Here is a 20,029-nt window from a genome sequence, read left to right on the forward strand (position 1 = left end):
CGCTGAAAGGCCTGCCTCCATGGGACAGACAGGCGAGCGATCATCATACCATTTATATTCATGCACTCTTCTGATTAGGCTAGCCTAAAATGGACGACGGTGCCGAGTTACTTGTCGGCGAACTGTTTTCGTCCCTTGCTGAGGAGGGACGGACAGAGACGCGTGAAGCGCTGTTGGAAGTGTACCAAGACAGCGCGGTCCGGGAGCGGGAAGCGCTTTCGCGGACGTTACTGTCTGAACTACTGGCGCTGTTAGACGCCCGACTCGACCGCGATGCGGAAGTCGAGATACTGGCGAACTCGGTCGGCTCGCTGGTAGAACGGTTTTCGGCTATCGTGCAGTCAATCCCTGCCGCGGTGGTCGTAATCGACGCGGACAGGTCGATTCAGTTCTGGAGCGACGGTGCCGAGCGACTGTTCGGCTGGAGCGAGAATCGGGTGACCGGCCGTTCGTACGCCGAGACGCTTGCGGAGTCGCCAGCGACACTCGACGACCTGCTATCCTCTCTCGTCTCCGGAGAGTCGCTCACCGGCGTTGAATCCTCCCACCGGCACGCCAACGGGTCGACGCTCGACGTGCAGTTGTGGGGTGCACCGCTCGCCGGCGACAGTACAGACGGTGCGTCGTTGTTTGTCACCGACATCTCGGAGCAGAAACAACGCGAGCAGCGGCTCATGGTCCTCAACCGCCTGTTTCGGCATAACATCCGTAACGACGTGACCGTCATCCGCGGGCATCTGGACCTGCTCAGCGACGAACGCCAGAGTGAGCATATCGATATTATCGCGGACCGTATCGAAGACATCCGTAGTCTGAGCGAGGCCGCACAGCAGATTGAGCAACTGCAACACAGCGACGAGACGGAACGGCGGACCTTCGACCCGAGCGCGCTGCTCTGTGACCGGATCGGCCGTCTGCGGACCGAGCAAGCGACCCTTGCCCTTCGGCAAGACGTGCGCGTCACGGGCCGCGTTGTCGGTCACGAACTGCTCCCGTATGCGCTCGACAACGTCCTCGACAACGCAGTGGAACACAACGACGCTGAGACGCCCCGTATCGATGTGGCTGCCGAGCCAGCGAGCGGAAGCGACCGCGTCATCTTCCGAATAGCTGACAACGGCCCGGGCTTCCTGATACGGAACAGTCGGTCCTCACAACTGGAACAGAGACACCGCTCGCGCACAGCACGGGCACGGGGCTGTGGCTCACGCAGTGGATCGTCCGGGAGTCGGATGGGTCGATCTCGGTTTCGGAGAGCCGGTTCGGAGGAACCGAAGTCGAGATCCGCCTCCGGCGGCCAGTCGACTAATTCAGAACAGCGCCTTGTCTTCGTCGAGAATCTGTGCGGGGCCGCCAACATCCCAGACGCGGGTGTCGACGCCGCAGTCGGCGACCGTCGCTTCGACGCGGCCGACATACTCCTCAGTCGTATTGATGTAGACGCTCGCGCCCGTGTCGACGGAGAAGTACACCGGCACGTCCTCGGTGTTTCGGAGCTCCCGGACGGCGTTGAATATCTCGATGGTGCGGGGCTGCCAGTACACCCAGCCGGCCGGCCCGGTCATCGTCGCGGCGGCCAGCGACAGGGAATCCTTCTCGGCGAGGTCGAAGACGGCGTCGAAATCGCCGTCGTACAGCGCGTCGCGCATATCCGAAATCTGACCGTGGATATGAGCCATCCGCGACTCGAACATGTGGCTTTCGGCCGCCTCCTTGTGGGCTTCCTCGGTCTCCTTGTAGGATGGAACCATGCCGGCGACGACCCGCAGGTCGTCTTCAAGGTCCGTCTCGATGCGCTCGCTCCGGCAGTCTTTGTCGTTCATCCCGGTCCGCAGGTGCGAGAACGCGCCGGTCACAGCACGCGCGGCCGACGAGGACCCGCGGCGCGCGACCGTCGAAATCTCAGGTCGCGTCATGTCGAGGCCTGCCGCCTCGACGAGAGCCATCGCCGCAGCGGCAAAGCCCGACGAGGAGGAGCCAAACCCGATGTTCGTCGGGAAGTTGTTCGCCGACTCGAAGCGGACGCCGTGGTCGATGCCAGCGAGGTCGCGGACGTGGTTCACGACGGCGTCGATACGTTCGGCTCCGCGGCCAGTGACCTCCTCGCCGTCGATGACGTACACATCTTCCTCACGGTCCGGGTCGAAGGCGGCCGTCGTCTTCGAGTGGCTCGGTGCGGTACAGACGGAGATGCTGTCGTGGTACGGCAGTCGCAGTTCCTCGTCGCGCATCCCGTGGTACTTGACCAGCCCCTGAATCGGATGTGCCTTCGCGGTCGCTTTCATATCTCACCCTTCCGGGCCGGTCACTTTGCTATTGCGAACCGCCGGCGCCGGCGTGGTCGGCAAACGGCGTCAGTACTCGGGGTTCTCCTCGCGGATGCCCTCGCGCTTGTTGACGAGGCGGGCGAGCGTGAACAGAGCGTCCGAGAGCCGGTTCAGGTAGATGATAGCCGTCTCGTTGACGCCGGCCTCCTCGGCGGCAAAGGAGACGCAGCGGCGCTCGGCGCGGCGACAGACCGCGCGGGCGTGGTGAAGCTTCGCCCCCGGCTCCGACCCGGAGGGGAGGATGAACGATTCGAGCGGGTCCAGCTCCGAATCGGCCTCGTCGATGAGATCTTCGAGCGTCTCGACGTGGGACTCCTGTATCCGTGGGTCGTCCTCCTCTGGGCTGGGGTTGGCGAAGTCGGCCTGAACGATGTGGAGGTGGTTCTGGATGACCCGGAGCTTTTCATCGATATCGTCGTGGCCGGTCGGCCTGACGACACCGACCAGCGCGTTCACCTCGTCGACAGTGCCGTACGCCTCGATACGGCGGCTGTCCTTCGATACCCGCTCCATGTTCCGGAGATCTGTCTGGCCCTGATCGCCGCGACCGGTGTAGATAGTCATAGCTGAATCTGGCACTGCCAGCGTCTTATAGCCGTGGGCGAATCATTGGGGAGCGCGGGCGCCCGAGCCACGTGCCGACTCTGGGCTCTCAGCCCCGCGCTTAGAGCCGGCGGCGGACCTCAGAGAGCGCAGCCGGAGAGATATCCAGCTGGGCAAACAGCGCCTCACGTTCGTCGTCGTCCCCGTGGCCGGCGACGAAGCCGTTGAGCCGGGCGGCGACCGTCGAATCGACGAACGCATCGCCGTAGGTCTCTTCGAGTTCGTCGGCGACCACTGGCGTCGAGCGGAGTTCGTACTTCTGGTGGTACCCCTCCGCCAGATAGAACCGGTCGAGGGTTTCGATTGCCGTCTCGACGGACTTCCCGGTCTGCGATTCCAGTTCCTCACGCGTCCTCGCTGCGGTTTCGCGCTGCCGGTCGTCGTGGGCTAACACCACACCGCGATACTGGCGCTTCAGGGGCGCGGAGAACGGCGCATGGTTCGCCCAGAACACGTTCAGCAGGGCCTCGTAGCTCACCGTTTCCGGGTCGTACTCGACCTGCACGACCTCTGTGTGGTCGCCCAGCGAGTAGTAGCTGGGCTCCGGCTCGGTTCCACCGGCGTAGCCCACTCGCGTCCTGACCACCCCCGGCATCGCGCCGAAGCGGGCGTCCGGGCCCCAGAAACAGCCCATACCGAACGTCGCTGATGCTGTCGCCGCCGGCCCCGGTGCCTCGGCATCGACAGCCAGTGCTGTGGGATGGGTTGGCTCGTACGCACTCGGAGTCATACTTGAAGACAGGGCTTCGAGCCGTTTGCCTGCTTCGACGCCCCGTGTGGAACCGGGAAATTCAACTGTACCCCCATGGAAACAACTCAGTATGAGCCTCGAACTCGAACACTACTGTCCTGAATGCGAAGAGTACCGCGATTTCTGGAAGGTCGCGAGCACGACGATGCATCTGGGGACCAAGGTCAAGTGGCACTGCCCGGAGTGTGACTACGGGTTCGTCCGCATCGACGGCGAAGTCGACACCGGACAGGCGGCATAGCTCTCCGGAGCGGTATAGAGACCTCTTAGCAGCCGTTTTACACTGTCACCGAGAAGCATCTGTTACCGATGAGCCTCAACCCGGACGGTGCAGGGAGCGCAGCCACCGAGCGACCGCAGGCCCCGCACGAACTGTCGATGACCGTGGTTGAGTACACCAGTGAACCGGACCGGTGCACCGTGTCACCGCGGGGGCTCTCCGGCGTCGCCAAGCTGTCGACGTGGATGACCGTGGATAAGTCGGTCGTCGTCGGTCTCGATGCGATGCGGTGACCGAGAGTTTTTACCGGGGAACCACGGACCTAGAACCGATGAGCATCGAGGTTCTACTGGTAGACGAAGACGTAGACGTTCTGGAAATTGTCGGGACGTTTCTGGGACAGGAAGACGGGTTCGAGATAACGACGGAGGCCGATCCGGAAGCGGCACTGGACCTGGCAACTGACGGTGATTTCGACGCCGTCGTCAGTGACTACAAGATGCCCCGGCTCGACGGAATCGAGTTGTGCGCCGCGCTCCGCGAAAACGGTGTTGACATTCCGTTCCTGCTGTTCACGGCGCGCGAACACGACGATGTCGCAGATGCCGCCACCGAAAACGGCGTCACTGCCGTGGTCCAGAAAGGAACGGGCACGGAGCAGTACGGCGTGCTCGCCGACCGGATTCGAAACACCATCTAGCGGTCTATCTTTGGCAGTTCCAGCGTGACGACCGCCCCACCGTCCGGACCGCTACCAAAGTTCACTGTGCCGCCGTAGGTTTCGGCTACCCAGACGACCAGCCACAGGCCGAGTCCAGTTCCGTGGCGCAGTTGCGTAATCGGCTCATCACCGGTCACGACATCGAGTTCGTGCTGTGGAATTCCCGGACCGTCGTCGGCGACCGTGATCGAGACGGTTCGCTGGTCTGTCGTCACCTCGATGCGGACCGACGGGTCGTCGCCGGAGTGTTCGAGGCTGTTTTCGATGAGTTCGCCCAGGATTCGATGTAACCGTCCATCGCCCGCTGTCACCGACGTATCCGGAAGGTCTGTTTCGATTCTGCCGGCGTGCGTGTCGCGATATGATGAGACGATATCCGTGACAGCCGCGGACACGTCGACCGGGTCCGTGCCGAACTGGTCGCGGCGAACGGACCGCTCCATGTCTCGTGCCCGCTCGCTCAGTGATGCCATCTCTTCGGCCTTTCGCTGGAGTCTGTCGAGAATGGCGGCGCGCTCGGCGTCGTCGATTCGGTCTTCCAGTGCATCAGCCATGCCAAGGACGACAGTCAGGTCGTTCCGGAGGTTGTGCCGGAGGACGCGGTTGAGCAGTTTCAACCGACGCTCGCGCTCCCGCTGGTCGGTGATATCAGTGTAGATTCCGAATCCACGGACGCTGTCGCCGTCCCGGCTGTACGGCACGCCCCGGAAGAGGAAGTCACGGAACCCCGTCTCGGTCATCAGTCGGAGTTCGGTCTGGAAGGGGTCGCCGTTCGGCTGCTTGCCGTCGAACCGAGGTAGTTCATCGCGACTGGTGTCCGGTGGGCGGAGGAGGTCGGACAGAGGACTGTCGACGGCTGTCTCCTGACCATACCCGAACACGTCGGAAAAGGCAGGGTTGACTGACCTGACGACCGGGTCGCCTGCAACTGTCTCCGTCTCGATGACGGCGTCTGGAAGCGTGTTAAACAGGTACGAGAACCGGTCGCGTTCGTCTTCCAGCTCCGCCCGCGCCTGTTTGAGTTCGGTCAGGTCACGGACGACGCCGACGGTGCCACGGAACTGCTCCGCATCGAGCAGCGACACGTCGATTTCGACCGGCCGCCGCTCCCCGGCGGCCGTCTCAAGGGTCGTTTCGAGTTGGATACCGCCGGTCCCGTCCCGCTGACGGAGGTCGGCGATGCGGCGGGCGAACTCGTCGACAGCGTCCTGTTCGAGGACCACGCTCGGATGCTGGCCGAGAAGCGTCGCCCGCTCGTAGCCGAGCCACTCCGCGAGCGGTTCAGTGACCAACTGGACCCGGCCTTCGTCGTCGAGGACGTACATCATGTCGCGGACGTTCTCGACGACCGACTCGTACCGCAACAGGCTCCGCTCGCGCTCGACGCGGTCGAACGCGGCGGCCGCGTTGGAGGCAAGGATTTCTGCCACGGAGATGTCCGAGTCGGTCAGCTCCATCCCGTCTTGTGCGCCGATGCTCACGGCCCCGTGATCACCCATCGGGAGGTACATCGTTGCCGACAGGGCGTCGGAGTCGTAGTTGTCCACCCGGTCGAACTCGTCGATGACCAGCGGGTCGCCGCGCTGGAACGCGTCGCCGGGGAACCCCTCGTCGGCATCGTACACCGGCCGTTCCGGGACCTTATCGCTGGCGGCGGCGGGTCTGAGGGTGTCCGTTGCCTCGTCGTACAGCCGTACGAGCGCGTGGTCGAACCCGAGGTCCGACTGGATCGCTTCGATGACTGTTTCGGCGACCTCCTGCGGCGTCTGTGCCTGCATGAGCGACCGGGTCGTATCAAGCAGTCCGGACAGTGCCTCGTCACGCCGTTTCTGCTCCGTGATGTCCCGGATGACGCCCGCGGTCCCGGCGAACCGTCCGTCGTCGTCGTACAGCAGCGTCATGTGGTCCTGCGCGGGAAACGACCCACCCGACGCCTGCTGAATCGCCAGTTCGAACGTCTCCTCGTCGTCGCGGTCCTCGAATATCATCTCCTGAACGATGGATTCGGCCCGCTCGACGACGCCATCGTTCTTGATGAAACCGGTGTACGAGCCAAGCAGTTCAGACTCGGAGTAGCCCGTGAGGTCGGTCATCGCCTGATTGACGAACTGGAAGTACCCCTCGGAGTCGAGGGCGTACACGCCGTCGTCGACCGCCTCGATGATGTTCTCGTACCGTTCGAGTTCGTCCTCGCGGTGGCGGCGTTGGAGTTCGTGGTTCACCCACTCGACGAGCAGTTTCATGAACGCCTCCTCGCTGTCGGAGAATGACTCCGACCGGGCCTGTTCGTCGCCGAAGCAGAGCGTTCCGTAGGGCTCACCGTCGACTGTGATGAGCCCACCGGCGTAGCACGCGACGCCGCTGTTTCGATACACGTCACCCACGTGCCCATCCTCGGTGGTGGCATCGGTAATTGCGTAGAGGTCGCCGGATTCGAGCACTCGCTGGCAGTACGTGTCTTCAAGCGGCGTCTGTGTCCCGGATTCGAGGGGGGTGTCCCCGGTGACCAGCTGGATTTCGTGGACCCCGTCTTCGATACGGCTCAGGTAGCCAAACGCCATGTCGAGCCGGTCCAGCCCGATTTCGATAACTCGGCCGACAGTTTCGGCCTTGTCGAGTCCGTTCCCGGTTGCAAGCTGTGTCAGCTCCTGCAGCGAGTCGTTGTTGGCACGCAGCGTCTGTTCGCGCTCCTTACGCTCCGTGATATCCGTGGCGATGGCGACAAGGCGTGGGGCCTGTGCGTCGCGGTCCTCGATAACGCCGCTCGTCCGGAGCCATCGCGTCTCTCCGTCGACATCGGTACGGAACTCGGCGTCGACCCGCTCGTCGCTCTCGGACACCCGCTCGAACGCCGCTTCGAGCGACTGCCGGTCATCGGGATGGACGCGCTCATAGAACGCGGAGACGGTGCCTTCGAAGGCCGCTGGCGTCGTTCCGAAGAGTTCCGCGGTCGCTTCGTCCCAGACCATCTCGCCGGTGCCCAGATTCCACTCGTAGACGCCGGTATCCGTTCCGTCCAGCGCCAGGTCGAGGCGGCGGTTCGTCTCTTCGAGCGCCCGCTCGCGCTCTTTCCGGTCAGAGATATCCCTGAGAACGCCCGTACAGAACCACTGCCCGTTTCGCTCGAAATCACCGAACGACACCGCAACGGTCAGCTGTTCTCCGGCAGCGGTTACGAGCGGCAGTTCGAGGTAGTCCCAGTCGACGTTCCGGTCGCCGGTCCGGCGGTAGCGGTCCACGCCGTCGAAGTGGGAGCTTCGCAGATGTTCGGGAATCACTTTCGCGAAATCGTCACCGACCAGCGTCTCGCGGTCATAGCCAGTTAGCTCAGCGGCCTCGTCGTTGGCGTACACGACTTCGCTGTCGGCATCGATTGTGACGACGGCGTCGGAGATACTGCCGGCGATGGCGTCAAAGGAGTCCGCGAGTTCCGGTGGGAGCCGGGTCGGCCCGTCATCGAGAGCAGCCGATGAGCGACTCTCGTTGCCGCGGCCCGCTGGTTCGCGCCCCTGCGTCACGATGTCGTACACTCGGTCCGTCAGCGACACGTCGCTGCGAGGGACGTACTCGGTCACATCGAGTCGTGTCGCGCGAGCGGCGACCGAGCCGTCCGGTTCGGCCGTGCAGAGCACGACCGGGAGCGCGTCGTACTGCTCACGTATCGCTGCCAGTGCCTCCAGCCCAGTTTCCCCTCCCGACAGGTGCTGTTCACAGACGACGGCGTCGTAGGCGTGCTCGGCCAGCTCCGACAGTGCGTCCGCCACGCCGGTGACTGACGTGACTGAAGCCGGCGTGCCGGGCATGGCCGTGTCCGCGTCATCGCCAGCAGAGCCTACGTACAACAAATGCGGCATATCGGACATAGCGTTCCGTTGTAAATGCTATACAACGGGGTGGCATATACGCTCGGGCGAGAGTATCAAATGTCGAAACGAGCGGCTACGTGTCGTCAAGCGCCTGCCAGGAGAGCCGCGGGGTCCGGGCCGCAGTCGCCTGGTCGATGCGTTTCGCCGTCGGACGCGACGGTGCGTCGGCCAGTTCGGCGTCCGAGTCACCGGCCACAGCGTTGAACGCGGCCGCGAGCTGGTCCAGCGAGCGCTTGGTTTCGCTCTCCGTGGGCTCGGTCATCAGCGCCTCGTCGACGATTTCGGGCCACTTCGTCGTCGGCGGGTGGACGCCGTAATCGAGCATCCGCTTGGCCGCGTCTGCAGCGTCTTGCTCGCCCGCGCTGGCGACGAACTCGTGGTGGAACGGGCCAAACGGAACGTCGTACTCGATCTGCTCGGCGAGATAGTTCGCGTTCAACACGGCCTTCGCGCTGGCGTCGCGGAGCCCTTCGTCGCCCAGTCTGGCGATGTACGCGAAGGTCTTGAGCAGCACCGGCCAGTTGCCGTAGAAGCCATGCACCTTCCCGACGGAGTTCGACGGCTCGTAGTGTTCGTAGTTCCCGCCGCGCTCTCTGACGTGTGGGTTCGGGAGGAACTGGGCCAGTCCCTCGCGGACGCCGACCGGACCAGCACCGGGGCCACCGCCGCCGTGGGGCGTCGCGAACGTCTTGTGGACGTTGTAGTGCATCACGTCAAAGCCCATGTCGCCGGGGCGAGCGCGCCCCAGCAGCGCGTTGAGGTTCGCGCCGTCGTAGTACAGCAGGCCACCGGCGTCGTGGACGATGTCGGCGATGCGCTCGATGTCGCGCTCGAACAGCCCCAGCGTGTTGGGATTCGTGAGCATCAGCGCGGCGGTATCGTCGCCGACAGCCGCCTCCAGTGCCTCGATGTCGACGCGACCGTCGTCGCCGCTCGGGAGCTCGACGACCTCGTACCCGGCCATCGCCGCTGTCGCGAAGTTCGTGCCGTGTGCCGAGTCCGGGATGACGACCTCCGGGCGCTCGTCGTCGTTGTGTTCGTGGTACGCCTTTGCGATCTGTATTCCGGTGAACTCGCCGGCCGCGCCGGCGGGTGGCTGCAGCGTCACGGCGTCCATGCCACCGATGCGGCCGAGATAGTCCTGCAGGCGATGACACAGTGCCAGCGTCCCCTGGACCGTCGAATCGGGTCGGTCCGGGTGGATGGCAGCATCGGCTCGTCCAGCGACATCCTCTGTAAAGGAGGGGTTGTACTTCATCGTACACGAACCGAGTGGGAACGGCCCGCTCTCGACGCCGTAGTTCATCTGCGAGAGGCGCGTGTAGTGCCGGGCCAGTTCGGGCTCGGCTGGGTCCGGCAGTGAGAGACTGTCTCGCGTCAGGTCATCGGGTAGCGGCGAGTCCTCGACCGCGACCGTCTTGTTCGCTTTCTCCGAGAGCAGCGGCTCGTACAGGTCCTCGCTGTCGTCAGTCCAGCGCGCTTGATCGTATTTCACGCGAGACACCCCCGTGTCGAGCGTGACGCTCGTGGGGCGTGGCTTGTCCCACGGTGGGTCGCCGAACGCAGTGCGGCGAGTGTCATTTCGCCACCTCTCGGAACGCCGCGACGAACTCGTCTGTGGCGTCGGCAGTGGTCTCGGTCGTACACACCTGTACCAGATGGTTATCGACCGCGTGGACCGCGAAGCCCTCTGCTGCGAGATCGGCAACGATGGCGCTTGCGGGCTGGTCCGTACGTGCGAGGAACTCCCGGAAGTGATGGCGGCCGTGAATCGGCGCTTTCACGCCGACGATGTCGTCGAGGCGGTCGGCCAGGTCACGAGCGCGGGTCACACAGTCCTCGGCGAGGTCGACCAGCCCGTCCGGGCCGAGCCACGCGGCGTGCATCGCGGTTCGGAGCGCGACCCACGCCTGGTTCGTACAGATGTTGGAGGTGGCTCGCTCCTTGCGGATGTGCTGCTCTCGTGTCTGGAGTGTCAGCGTGTACGCGCGGCGGTCAGCGGCGTCTTCGCTGGCCCCGACCAGCCGACCGGGGACCTGCCGCAGGTACTCCTCGCGGGTGACAAACATCCCCAGTCCAAAGCCGTAGGCGGTCCCGGTCCCCAGCGACGCGGCGTCGCCGACGACCACGTCTGCCCCGACATCGACCGGGCGCTCAAGCAGGGACAGCGCGAGCGGGTCCGAGCCGAGGCAAAACAGCGCCTCGTGGTCGTGAGCCAGGTCGCCAATTGCGCCGAGGCGTTCCTCGATAACGCCGCGGACCGTCGGCGACTCGGCGTACACCATCGCGGTGTCGTCGCCGAGTTGGTCAGACAGCGCCGGTACGTCGACGGCCCCGTCGGTCATCGGGTAGGACTCGATCGTGAGAGCCGGTCCATCGGCGTAATTCGACAGCACGGCTCGTTTGCTCTCCCGAAGGTGTTCAGGGACCAGAATCCGGTCGCCAGACACCGAGCGGACGCGCTGGGAGAGCGTCGCCGCCTCACCCAGCGCCGTCGCATCGTCGTACATAGAGCAGTTAGCAACGCCCAGCCCCGTGAGTTCCACCAGTATCGACTGGAACTCGAAGAGGGCCTGCAGGAACCCCTGTGCGACCTCGGGCTGATACTGCGTGTAGGAGGTCAAAAACTCAGACCGGCTTGCGAGGTCGTCGACGACGCTCGGGACGTAATGGTCGTAGTGGCCGCGGCCAAGGAACTCGGTAAGGTCGGCGTTGCGGCTCAGGAGGCCGGCGACTTCTCGGCGGGTCGCCCGCTCGCTCCGGGCATTGATGCCGAACTCGCCGTCGAAAGCAACGGACTCGGGAACGTCGAACAGCGATTCGAGGTCGTCGGCCCCGACCGCGTCGAGCATCGCCGCGGTCTCTGCAGCCGTTTGCGGTGCGTACGGACTGCCTGTCGCGTGTGAATCACTATCGCTCATTGGAGAACCACCCAGTAGCGCCGGGGTGACATGATATCGACAGCTAGCGACCGTGTCCACATTAGGTTACTCCTTTCACCCCTGCAGGGGACCACTGCCACCGGGTTACTCGATCTGGTCGCGGTACGCGTCGGGTGAGAGTAAGTCGTCGACTTCGCTCTCGTCGGCCACTTCGACCTTGAGCATCCAGCCGTCACCGAACGGGTCCTCGTTCAGCAGTTCCGGCTCGTCGCGGAGTCGGTCGTTAACTGCTGTGACGGTGCCGGAGACGGGGGCGTACACGTCGGACACGGCCTTGATCGACTCCACGACGCCGAAGTCCTCGGCGGCGGTCAACTCCGCCCCTTCCTCGGGCAGCTCAACGAACACCACGTCGCCGAGCTCGTCCTGTGCGAACGCCGTGATGCCGACCTCTGCGGTATCGCCGGCGACGCGTACCCATTCGTGTGACTCCAGATATCGCAGGTCGTCGGGAACGTCGAAGCTCATCTATCGAGGAATGGCGTGCTCCTGGTACGTGCTTTCTTCGGTTCACCACGGACGACAACGCGGACGGATGTGCCCGGTTGGGCGTACGCCGCCGGGACGTAGGCGAGGGCAATCGGCGCTCCCAGCGTCGGACTCATCGTCCCGCTGGTGATGTGGCCGATTGGCTCCCCGTCAGGCGTCGTCACGTCGTACCCGTGGCGCGGGACACCACGGTCAATGAGTTCGATGCCGATGAGCTTCTCTTCGGGACCGTCAGCGGCGACGCCCTCCAGTGCGTCCCGACCGACGAACTCCGTATCCAGTTTGACAGTCCAACCGATACCGGCCTCGTAGGGCGTCCTGGGCTCGTCGACTGGATGAAACTCCTGCCCTGAGAGCAGAAATCCCATTTCCAAGCGGAGGGTGTCGCGCGCGCCGAGCCCACAGGGCTGGCACTCAAGCGCGCCCCAGACCGCCTCGGCATCGTCTGGCGGACAGAGGATTTCGAAGCCCGGTTCGCCCGTGTATCCCGTCCGGGCAATCAGAGAGTCAACGCCAGCGACAGGCCCGTCAGTCACCTCGAACCGCGACAGGCCAGCGAGCGAAACCTCTGTCTCGGCCGACAGCAGGTCCGGCGCGTCAGGCCCCTGAACGGCGATCATCGCGTACTCCTCGGTCCGGTTCGTCACTGTCGCGTCAAGCCCCCGTTCGTCCCGCTCAGAGAGCCACCGCTCGGTCATCTCCCCGTCGTGACCGGCGTTCGGGATGAACAGGAACTCATCGGCCGCGCCTTCCGGCAGCCGGTAGACGACGGTGTCGTCCAGCATGATCCCATCCTCGTCTGTGATGGCTCCGTACTGGGCCTCACCCGGGTCCAGCACGGTCACGTCGTTGGTGGTCAGCCGCTGTGTCAGCGTTGCCGCGTCCGGCCCGGCCACGGTTATCTGTCCCATGTGCGAAACGTCGAACTTCCCAACCTCGCTCCGAACTGCCTCGTGTTCCGTGCGAATCGACTCGAACTCGACCGGCATCTCCCACCCGCCGAAATCGGTGAACGAAGCGTCGGCTCGCTGGTGAACCGCAGAAAGCGGTGGTGCCCGCAGTGTCATACGCGAACCTCTCGAACCGCGTGGTCTTACCGTTTGGCCCTCCGCCGCCTGCGGACTGCTGATAAATCATATACGGCGATATCAAATCGGCAATCGTGGCAGGCACACGGCGAATTGAGAGAGAGAAAACAAGCAGCGTCTTCGTTACTCGTTTCGCGCCTGCGGGAACACGAGTTCAACTCGGGTTCCGTCGCCGTGATCTTCGTCCATCGTCACGGACCCACCGAGTCGTCGGACAAGCCACATGACTGCCCATAGTCCGAGCCCACGGCTGTGTGCCACTGGCCCCTCAGTCTCCGAAGTCAGAACGTCGCGTTCCATATCGGGGATTGCGGAGCCATCGGTGTCGACCTCAACTGTCACCTGTCCCGACGGTGTCTCCTCAGCGGTAAGCTCAATTGTCGGGTCGGACAGGTCGCTGTATTCCAGCACGTTCTCGACGAGAATCTCCAGTATCAGGTCGATAGCCATCCTGTCGCCTGATACCTCCGCGTCAGTCGGCGCTACCTTAATAGTCACCTCGGAATATTGTTCTGTGAGGTCGCTCTGGACAGCAGTGAGCGCCTGCTGGAGGTGAAATGTCCCACTCCGGAGGTCGCGCTCAATAGCCCGGTCGAACGTCCGTGCGCGCTCAGCCAGCGAGTCAAGCTCTTCGGAGGCGTTTTCGATTCTTTCGATGTGTCCGCTAGCAGCGTCAACAGTGAAACCAGGCGAATCGAGTTCTTCCTTGAGAAGTCTCGAATTACCCCGTATCACGGTCAGCTTGTTCCGGATGTTGTGCCGGAGAACCCGGCTCATGACCATGAGCCGCTGCTCTCGCTCTTTGTCTTGTGTGATGTCGCGAACGATGCCTCGCAGTTTCGGCGTCCCGTTCCGGACCGTTTTTTCGGCCCGAAGTCGGAACCAGCGCTCGGTTTCGGACGCGGTCTGGCGGCGTGCCTCTAGTTCCATCGGTTCGCCGGTCTCACAACAGGCCTCGATGGCGTCGCGAACGGCCGCTCTATCGTCGGGATGGTACTGCTCGATAGCCTCCTCAAGCGTTGGATTGTACTCTGACGTTCCGTAGAGGCGCTTCATTCCAGTCGTTCCCTCTATCGTACCCGTCTCCAGATCGAGTTCCCACCCGCCAATGTCGGCCAACGTTTCGGTCCCGACAAGCCACTCCAGTTGTTCTTCGCGCTGTTTCAATCCCGTGGCGTCGTCCAGACCAACGACGACGCGTTCGACAGTCCCATCCTCGCCCAGTATCGGCGCGGCATTGCTCGAAAGCCACCGCTCGCTGCCGTCAGCGAGTTCGATCCAGTGCTCGAACCCGAACACCGGTTCGCCCGATTCGAGTACCTGCGTAACCGGGTGCTCTGAGTTGGGGATTGGCGTCCGGTCTTCGTAGTAAATATTCCACTCCGGTTGGGTGTATCGTCTCTGAGTGATCTTCTCGCGTTCGAGACCGAGCAGTTCCTCGGCGCGCTCGTTAGCTAGCGAAATTTTGCCAGACCGTTCTACGACGACGATGCCGACCGGACTGACCTCGAACACCCGTTCGATGAGGGCCTGCTTTTTTTGCCGCTGTTTACGCTGTGTGATATCCTCCGCCAGCCATAGCACGCGCTCCATGTTATCACCGCCGACCGGCGTGACACGAGCCTCGAAGTATCGCTCTCCGTGATCGAGCGATAACTGGTACTCGATATCCTGCTGTTCACCACTTTGTAAAGCATCCTCTATAATCGCGTAGAACTGGTCTGCCTGTGCTGTAGAGAAAATATCCCAGAGATCTGCTCCAAGTAGTGTCTCTGGATCTTTGAAAAACAATGCCCCGTTGTGGGCGTTGTGGATAACATCGACAAAGGCGCCGTCGGCGTCTATAACTATAGCCGGATCAGAAATAATCTCACAGAGCCCGTTTAGTACGTCTTGGTCGTGAAGGCGTTCTTCACTCATATGTCAATGTCCACGCATTATTGCTGGCCGACTCCGGACGGAAATGCGTACATAGTGTGAGGAGGGTATCATACTAAACTTTGTGTCGTATCATTCTATATAGCGAGAAAGAGTTTACCGACCGAAGCGGCACGCATAAGCAGACCGGGCAGGGAAAGAGGCGTATGGAGCTGCTCCGTCGGATATTCGAGGAGAAAGACTCACCACAGCGCGTCGGACTATTCGTCGACGGCCCGAACGTGCTCAGGTCCGAGTTCGATGTCGACCTAGATGTGGTCCGGAATATCGCAGCCGAATACGGCCCGCTGGCGGTCACGCGTCTTTACGTCGACCAGAACGCCTCGCCGGGGCTTATTCAGGCCGCCGAGGCCCGCGGCTTCGAGGTTCGAACCACCAGCGGTGACGTCGATGTCCGGCTGGCTGTTGACGCGACAGACGCCGCCGTTGCTGGACAAATCGACGTACTGGCCGTTGCCTCGCGGGATACGGATTTCAAGCCGGCGCTGGAAGTGGCTGCACGAGAAGGAGTCCGAACGGTCGCCATCGCGCCGGGAGAGTATGGCCGCTCTGATGCGTTACGCAACGCGGCTGAGGACGCAGTAACGCTCTAAGGTTCGAATCTCATGACGCCAACTGTTTTTTCCGCCAGTGCTAGTGAGCACGTATGAATATCGACAACACGCCGATACTGGACAACCACCTGCATCTCGACCCGGTCAACGGACGGAACGTTGCGGCAGCCGAGGAGTTCGCAGCACAGGGCGGCACACACCTGCTGGTGCTCAACAAGCCGTCCTGGCATTTAGTCGAGATGGCCACCGACGAGGCCACCTTCCGGGAAGTGTTCGACCTGACTGTCGAAGCGGCCGCCGACGCGTCGGACGTACTCGACGGCCGGACTTGGCCCGTCCTCGGTGTTCACCCGGCGCTGGTTTCGAAGCTCGTCGACGACGGCCACACGCCATCGGAAGCGCGGGACATCATGCAGACCGGCCTCGACGTGGCGGCGGAGTATGTCGATACCGGTGACGCACTCGCGATGAAATCCGGACGCCCGCACTACGACGTGGACGACGCCGTCTGGGAAGCCTCGAACGAAGTCATGTGTCACGGGTTCGAGCGCGCCGCCGACGTGGGCTGTGCGATACAGCTTCACACCGAGGGCGGCGAAGACTTCGAAGAAGTCGCCCGCTGGGCCGAAGAACGCGGCCTCGACCGCACGCAGGTCGTCAAACACTACTCCGGGGGCCGGCTCCAGGGGCCGGTCAAGTCGGTGCTGGCCGACAAGGACGAACTGGAAATCGCCGTCGAGACAGACGAGCCGTTCCTGATGGAGACCGACTACATCGACGACCCGGACCGCCCCGGTGCGGTACTTGGACCGAAAACCGTCCCACGGCGCGTCCGCTGGCTACTCGAAGAGGGACACGAGGACGCGGTCAGAACGGCACACGTCGAGACACCGAAGGCGGTGTACGGTATTGACACCGAAGCGACGCTAGAACAGTAAGAGGCGACGAAAACGGCCGGTCCGCAGGCGACGGCTATCCGAACTTCCCAGTGATGTAGTCCTCGACGCGCTGGCTGTCGGGGTTCTCGAATATCTTGTCCGTGTCGTCGAACTCGACGAGTTCGCCGCCGGTGAGGAAGACGGCCGTCTTATCGGAGATGCGGGCCGCCTGCTGCATGTTGTGAGTCACGATGACGACAGTGTACTCCTCGGCCAGTTCCTCGATGAGGTCCTCTATCTGTGAGGTGGCGATGGGGTCAAGCGCCGAGGCCGGTTCGTCCATCAGGATGACCTCGGGGTCGACGGCGATGGCGCGGGCGATGCACAGTCGCTGCTGTTGCCCGCCAGAGAGATCGAGGGCCGACTCGTCGAGCCGGTCTTTGACCTCGTCCCACAGCGCCGCTTTCTTCAAAGACTGCTCTACCACCTCGTCTATGTTATCGGTCTTGTCCTGAATGCGGAGGCCGTAGGCGACGTTGTCGTAGATGCTCTTCGGGAACGGGTTCGGGTGCTGGAACACCATTCCGATTCGGCGTCGGAGAGCCACCGGATCCACGTCAGTGTCGTAGACGTTTTTCCCCTTGAACATGAGCTCCCCATCGATGCGGGCGATGTCGATGAGGTCGTTCATGCGGTTGATACACCGCAGGAACGTCGATTTGCCACAGCCCGAGGGGCCGATCATCGCCGTCACCTGGTTCTCCGGAATGGCCAGGTCGATGTCCTGGAGCGCCTGGGTCTCGCCGTAGAACACGTCGAGACTGCGGGACTCAATGACGGTCCCCGCCCCGCTTTGCCCGACCGAGCCGCGGTCGGCGTTCTCGTCCAGACCGCCTTTGCCGGGGTCGGTCGTCACGAGGGAGTCGTCGTCGGTCTCAACGTCGGTGTCGCTGGCCATGTCCTGTGAAGTCATTAGTTTGCCTCCTGTTGATATTTGTTCCGTACGAGAATCGCAACTGAGTTCATCGTCAGCATGACGATGAGCAGCGTCACGACGCCGGCCGCGACGACGCCGTACCGGAATTCGTCGCTCGGTTCGAACGCCCAGGCGAAAATCTGCATCGGCATCGCGGTGAGCTTGCCGAACAGCCCGCTCGGCGGGGAGAACTTCGTCGTCGCTGCGCCGACCATAATAAGCGGTGCGGTCTCGCCGATAGCCCGCCCGAGCGCGAGAATCGTCCCGGTGAGGATGCCCGGCAGCGAGCGCGGCAGGACGACGTTCCGAATCGTCTGCCACCGGGTCGCGCCCATCCCGTAGGACGCCTGCCGCAGCGAGTCCGGCACGGACCGAATCGCCTCCTGTGCGGAGATGATGACGATGGGCAGGATGAGCAGAGACAGGGTCATCGCGGCTGTCAGCACCGTCCCGACGCCGAAGCCGGCGTAGGTGAACGGGCCGAGCTGGGACTCGATGTTGACGAAGATGCCCAGCCCCAGCAGGCCGTACACGACTGAGGGAACGCCGGCGAGGTTCGAGATGTTCACCTTGATAATCCGCGTGATGGCGGCCAGCGGGCCGCTGCCGGGCGCGTACTCTTCGAGGTAGATGGCCGCGCCGACGCCGAAGACGAAGGTGAACACGCTCACCAGCACGATGAGGAATATCGAGCCGATGATGGCGGGGTACAGTCCCGCCTCCGCCGCGGTCTGGGACGGGCCGCTGGTGACGTACTGCCAGTCGAGCCACGGGGTCGGCGGCGTCGCGCCGATGGCGGTGACGACGGCCTCGCCCGCGAGGAACCCGAGAGCAACGATTGCGGGGAAGGCAAACGCCGGCCACCGCTCGCGGGTTCGGGCCGTGTTCGCGACCGCGAACCCGGCCGGGAGGCCGAGCAACACGAGCCCGATGAGCCAGACCGACCGCGAGATGGCCGGCACGGTGTCGACCAGCGGGACGGCGGCGATGGCCAGAACCGGAAGGCCCACACCGATACCCAGGCTCCGCCGGCGGGAGAAATCCAGCCGTTCCGCCGAGAGGTACGCGGCGACGGCGGCCGCGGGGACCACGAGCGACAGGAAGTAGATGCCGGGCGAGCCGAGCAACGCGCCGACCGCGGTCAGCGGGCCCAGCCCGAGCGTCCCGACGACCGGGCCGAGCAGTACCACCCCGAGCATCGCCAGGCCGACCCAGGTCGCCTCGCGGTCGTACTGGCCGTAGACGTACAGGCCGACGATGGGCCCGACGACGGTCAGGAAGTACGCGAACCACACCCCGGGGCTGGCGATAATCGAGAGGATGATGACGCCCGCGCCGGTCAGCAGGACGCCGGCCAGCGTCATGCTGAACAGTTCGAACGTCCCCGCGACGACGGCGGGCCGTGTCCGGGCGTAGGCGAAGAACGCGAGCAGCGGGACGAGCAGCGTGCCCGTGTACGCGAGGTACCAGCCGGTGCCAGCGCTCTCTAGGCCCAGCGCGTCCCAGAACACGTACGCGAGCAACACGCCGAGCGCGAGGATACCGACGATAGACGCAGCAAACGAGATGTACTTGAAGACGATGCCTTTGATTCGGCTGACCTCGCCGAACTCGGTCTCGGTCGGTGATGTCGTGGCCATTTACTCGTAAACCTCCCGGTAGCGACTCGCCACGAGGTCGCTGACGACGTTCATCGCCAGCGTGATGACGAACAGCGTGAGCCCGATAGCGAACAGTGACTGGTACGCGGTCGACCCGCCGGAGATGTCCCCCTGTGCGATGTTGACCATCGCGACGGTCATTGTCGCAGAGCTCTCGGTAAAGAGCCCGATCACGTCAGCCGGTGCCACGTACGGGATGCCGAAGGCCTGCTGGACGGGCGGTATATCCGGCGGCTGCGACCCCGCGGCCAGTACGACAGCCATCGTCTCGCCGATGGCCCGCGAGATAGCGAGGATGAACGACGAGGCGATACCGGAAACCGCCGCCGGCACGACGATAGTCAGTGAGACATTGAACTTCGTCGCTCCGAGGCCGTAGCCGGCCTGGCGCAGTGAGTCCGGGACCGAACTCATCGCGTCCTCGCTGATAGAGGAGACCATCGGGATAATCATGATGCCGACGACGATGGAAGCCGAGAGCCCGTTGAACAGCCCCAGCTCGTCGAAGCCGGTCCCGAACGCGCCGTTGAGCCACGTGATTGCGGCGTTCAGCGCGGGCGTGACGTAGACGATAGCGAAGTAGCCGTAGACGACGGTCGGGACGCCGGCGAGCACTTCGAGCATCGGTTTGAGTATCGACCGCGTGCGGTCGCTCGCGTACTCACTGAGGTATATCGCGGTCAACACGCCGGTCGGGAGCGCGAGCGCGCCCGCGCCGATGGTGATGAGAATCGTCCCGAGAACGAGGGGCAACACGCCGAACGAGACCGGTTCGAGGTTCGGGCTGAACGTCGTTCCGGTCAAGAACGCGAGGACTGGCACCTCGGCGAAAAACTCCGCGGCGTCCAGGACGAGCACCCCGATGATACTCACCGTCGTCAGGACGGATAGGACGGCACAGCCCGCCAGCGCGTATTTGTATGCCGACTCACGGACCGACCTGAACCCTCGATCCCCTGCTAGGTCTGGCGTCTGTCCTTCGTTGCTCATCGGTGTTGTTCGCTCATTCTATGTA

18 protein-coding genes and 1 pseudogene are annotated in these 20,029 nt (G+C 63.5%); 6 read left to right on the forward strand and 13 right to left on the reverse strand.

The features are described from left to right. Positions 1-89 precede the first annotated feature (89 nt). Positions 90-614 (forward strand): annotated as a pseudogene (locus DVK01_RS22495) (PAS domain-containing protein); the annotation flags it as partial. Here the strand turns inward: DVK01_RS22495 and DVK01_RS22500 are convergent. From DVK01_RS22500 to msrA, 4 genes are all read right to left on the reverse strand, one after another. Next, entirely contained in the window at positions 498-1,034 is a 537-nt protein-coding gene (locus DVK01_RS22500; protein WP_233562740.1) for a hypothetical protein, read from the reverse strand. The pseudogene DVK01_RS22495 and the gene DVK01_RS22500 sit on opposite strands and share 117 nt — an antisense overlap. A gap of 276 nt (positions 1,035-1,310) precedes the next feature. Further along, the gene (gene mvaD / locus DVK01_RS00920; RefSeq protein ID WP_121535113.1) at positions 1,311-2,285 is read right to left on the reverse strand and encodes a phosphomevalonate decarboxylase MvaD; all 975 of its coding nucleotides are present in this window, start codon (positions 2,283-2,285) and stop codon (positions 1,311-1,313) included. Between the two features lie 69 nt (positions 2,286-2,354). Next, positions 2,355-2,891, reverse strand: coding sequence for a cob(I)yrinic acid a,c-diamide adenosyltransferase (locus DVK01_RS00925; protein WP_053968960.1), 537 nt, complete (start codon positions 2,889-2,891; stop codon positions 2,355-2,357). A 100-nt stretch (positions 2,892-2,991) separates the two neighbouring features. Further along, positions 2,992-3,660, reverse strand: a complete 669-nt coding sequence (gene msrA / locus DVK01_RS00930; RefSeq protein WP_121535114.1) for a peptide-methionine (S)-S-oxide reductase MsrA — start codon at positions 3,658-3,660, stop codon at positions 2,992-2,994. A gap of 91 nt (positions 3,661-3,751) precedes the next feature. On the opposite strand from msrA, the gene DVK01_RS22045 reads away from it, so the two are divergent. The 3 genes from DVK01_RS22045 to DVK01_RS00940 all read left to right on the forward strand — a co-directional run bounded on the left by DVK01_RS22045 (position 3,752) and on the right by DVK01_RS00940 (position 4,601). Next, the gene (locus DVK01_RS22045) at positions 3,752-3,922 is read left to right on the forward strand and encodes a hypothetical protein (protein ID WP_167768497.1); all 171 of its coding nucleotides are present in this window, start codon (positions 3,752-3,754) and stop codon (positions 3,920-3,922) included. A 68-nt stretch (positions 3,923-3,990) separates the two neighbouring features. Then, entirely contained in the window at positions 3,991-4,194 is a 204-nt protein-coding gene (locus DVK01_RS00935; RefSeq protein WP_101350518.1) for a hypothetical protein, read from the forward strand. A 38-nt stretch (positions 4,195-4,232) separates the two neighbouring features. Further along, complete coding sequence (locus DVK01_RS00940; protein ID WP_101350519.1) at positions 4,233-4,601, forward strand: response regulator; 369 nt, start codon at positions 4,233-4,235, stop codon at positions 4,599-4,601. Here DVK01_RS00940 and DVK01_RS00945 read toward each other — a convergent pair. The 6 genes from DVK01_RS00945 to DVK01_RS00970 form a co-directional block, all read right to left on the reverse strand. Continuing rightward, positions 4,598-8,485, reverse strand: coding sequence for a PAS domain S-box protein (locus tag DVK01_RS00945; protein WP_121535115.1), 3,888 nt, complete (start codon positions 8,483-8,485; stop codon positions 4,598-4,600). The two genes, DVK01_RS00940 and DVK01_RS00945, sit on opposite strands and share 4 nt — an antisense overlap. 76 nt (positions 8,486-8,561) lie before the next feature. After that, positions 8,562-9,983 carry an aminomethyl-transferring glycine dehydrogenase subunit GcvPB gene (gene gcvPB / locus DVK01_RS00950; protein WP_101350521.1) on the reverse strand — a complete coding sequence of 474 codons (1,422 nt, stop codon included), beginning with the start codon at positions 9,981-9,983 and terminating at the stop codon, positions 8,562-8,564. 82 nt (positions 9,984-10,065) lie between these two features. Further along, a complete protein-coding gene (gene gcvPA, locus DVK01_RS00955; RefSeq protein WP_121535116.1) occupies positions 10,066-11,409 on the reverse strand; it encodes an aminomethyl-transferring glycine dehydrogenase subunit GcvPA in 1,344 nt (447 codons plus the stop codon). 105 nt (positions 11,410-11,514) lie between these two features. After that, positions 11,515-11,898, reverse strand: a complete 384-nt coding sequence (gcvH, locus tag DVK01_RS00960; RefSeq protein ID WP_101350523.1) for a glycine cleavage system protein GcvH — start codon at positions 11,896-11,898, stop codon at positions 11,515-11,517. Further along, positions 11,895-12,986, reverse strand: coding sequence for a glycine cleavage system aminomethyltransferase GcvT (gcvT, locus tag DVK01_RS00965; protein ID WP_121535117.1), 1,092 nt, complete (start codon positions 12,984-12,986; stop codon positions 11,895-11,897). The genes gcvH and gcvT overlap by 4 nt, the downstream gene beginning before the upstream one ends. A 144-nt stretch (positions 12,987-13,130) precedes the next feature. Next, a complete protein-coding gene (locus DVK01_RS00970) occupies positions 13,131-14,927 on the reverse strand; it encodes a PAS domain-containing sensor histidine kinase (RefSeq protein ID WP_121535118.1) in 1,797 nt (598 codons plus the stop codon). 164 nt (positions 14,928-15,091) lie between these two features. On the opposite strand from DVK01_RS00970, the gene DVK01_RS00975 reads away from it, so the two are divergent. Together DVK01_RS00975 and DVK01_RS00980 are read left to right on the forward strand one after the other, a co-directional pair. Next, a complete protein-coding gene (locus DVK01_RS00975) occupies positions 15,092-15,538 on the forward strand; it encodes an NYN domain-containing protein (protein WP_121535119.1) in 447 nt (148 codons plus the stop codon). Positions 15,539-15,591: 53 nt separating this feature from the next. Continuing rightward, positions 15,592-16,437, forward strand: a complete 846-nt coding sequence (locus tag DVK01_RS00980) for a TatD family hydrolase (protein ID WP_121513292.1) — start codon at positions 15,592-15,594, stop codon at positions 16,435-16,437. Positions 16,438-16,471: 34 nt separating this feature from the next. Here DVK01_RS00980 and pstB read toward each other — a convergent pair whose 3' ends face one another. Genes pstB through pstC form a run of 3 tightly spaced genes read right to left on the reverse strand, consistent with a single transcriptional unit; the run spans position 16,472 to position 20,004 of the window. Further along, on the reverse strand, positions 16,472-17,350 hold the full coding sequence (gene pstB, locus DVK01_RS00985; RefSeq protein ID WP_101350528.1) for a phosphate ABC transporter ATP-binding protein PstB: 879 nt from the start codon (positions 17,348-17,350) through the stop codon (positions 16,472-16,474). Further along, complete coding sequence (gene pstA / locus DVK01_RS00990) at positions 17,350-18,993, reverse strand: phosphate ABC transporter permease PstA (protein WP_101350529.1); 1,644 nt, start codon at positions 18,991-18,993, stop codon at positions 17,350-17,352. The genes pstB and pstA overlap by 1 nt, the downstream gene beginning before the upstream one ends. Beyond that, a complete protein-coding gene (gene pstC, locus DVK01_RS00995; protein WP_101350530.1) occupies positions 18,994-20,004 on the reverse strand; it encodes a phosphate ABC transporter permease subunit PstC in 1,011 nt (336 codons plus the stop codon). It lies immediately after the preceding gene. Positions 20,005-20,029 lie beyond the last annotated feature (25 nt).

Origin of the sequence: Haloarcula sp. Atlit-120R (genome assembly GCF_003665885.1) — an archaeon.
Lineage (GTDB): Archaea > Halobacteriota > Halobacteria > Halobacteriales > Haloarculaceae > Haloarcula > Haloarcula taiwanensis.

Bases quoted from the DNA above. Each gene is read 5' to 3' on its own strand.
- mvaD (WP_121535113.1), bottom strand. From the start codon at position 2,285: ATGAAAGCGACCGCGAAGGCACATCCGATTCAGGGGCTGGTCAAGTAC.
- DVK01_RS00925 (WP_053968960.1), bottom strand. From the start codon at position 2,891: ATGACTATCTACACCGGTCGCGGCGATCAGGGCCAGACAGATCTCCGG.
- msrA (WP_121535114.1), bottom strand. From the start codon at position 3,660: ATGACTCCGAGTGCGTACGAGCCAACCCATCCCACAGCACTGGCTGTC.
- DVK01_RS22045 (WP_167768497.1), top strand. From the start codon at position 3,752: ATGAGCCTCGAACTCGAACACTACTGTCCTGAATGCGAAGAGTACCGC.
- DVK01_RS00935 (WP_101350518.1), top strand. From the start codon at position 3,991: ATGAGCCTCAACCCGGACGGTGCAGGGAGCGCAGCCACCGAGCGACCG.
- DVK01_RS00940 (WP_101350519.1), top strand. From the start codon at position 4,233: ATGAGCATCGAGGTTCTACTGGTAGACGAAGACGTAGACGTTCTGGAA.
- DVK01_RS00945 (WP_121535115.1), bottom strand. From the start codon at position 8,485: ATGTCCGATATGCCGCATTTGTTGTACGTAGGCTCTGCTGGCGATGAC.
- gcvPA (WP_121535116.1), bottom strand. From the start codon at position 11,409: ATGAGCGATAGTGATTCACACGCGACAGGCAGTCCGTACGCACCGCAA.
- gcvH (WP_101350523.1), bottom strand. From the start codon at position 11,898: ATGAGCTTCGACGTTCCCGACGACCTGCGATATCTGGAGTCACACGAA.
- gcvT (WP_121535117.1), bottom strand. From the start codon at position 12,986: ATGACACTGCGGGCACCACCGCTTTCTGCGGTTCACCAGCGAGCCGAC.
- DVK01_RS00970 (WP_121535118.1), bottom strand. From the start codon at position 14,927: ATGAGTGAAGAACGCCTTCACGACCAAGACGTACTAAACGGGCTCTGT.
- DVK01_RS00975 (WP_121535119.1), top strand. From the start codon at position 15,092: ATGGAGCTGCTCCGTCGGATATTCGAGGAGAAAGACTCACCACAGCGC.
- DVK01_RS00980 (WP_121513292.1), top strand. From the start codon at position 15,592: ATGAATATCGACAACACGCCGATACTGGACAACCACCTGCATCTCGAC.
- pstB (WP_101350528.1), bottom strand. From the start codon at position 17,350: ATGACTTCACAGGACATGGCCAGCGACACCGACGTTGAGACCGACGAC.
- pstA (WP_101350529.1), bottom strand. From the start codon at position 18,993: ATGGCCACGACATCACCGACCGAGACCGAGTTCGGCGAGGTCAGCCGA.
- pstC (WP_101350530.1), bottom strand. From the start codon at position 20,004: ATGAGCAACGAAGGACAGACGCCAGACCTAGCAGGGGATCGAGGGTTC.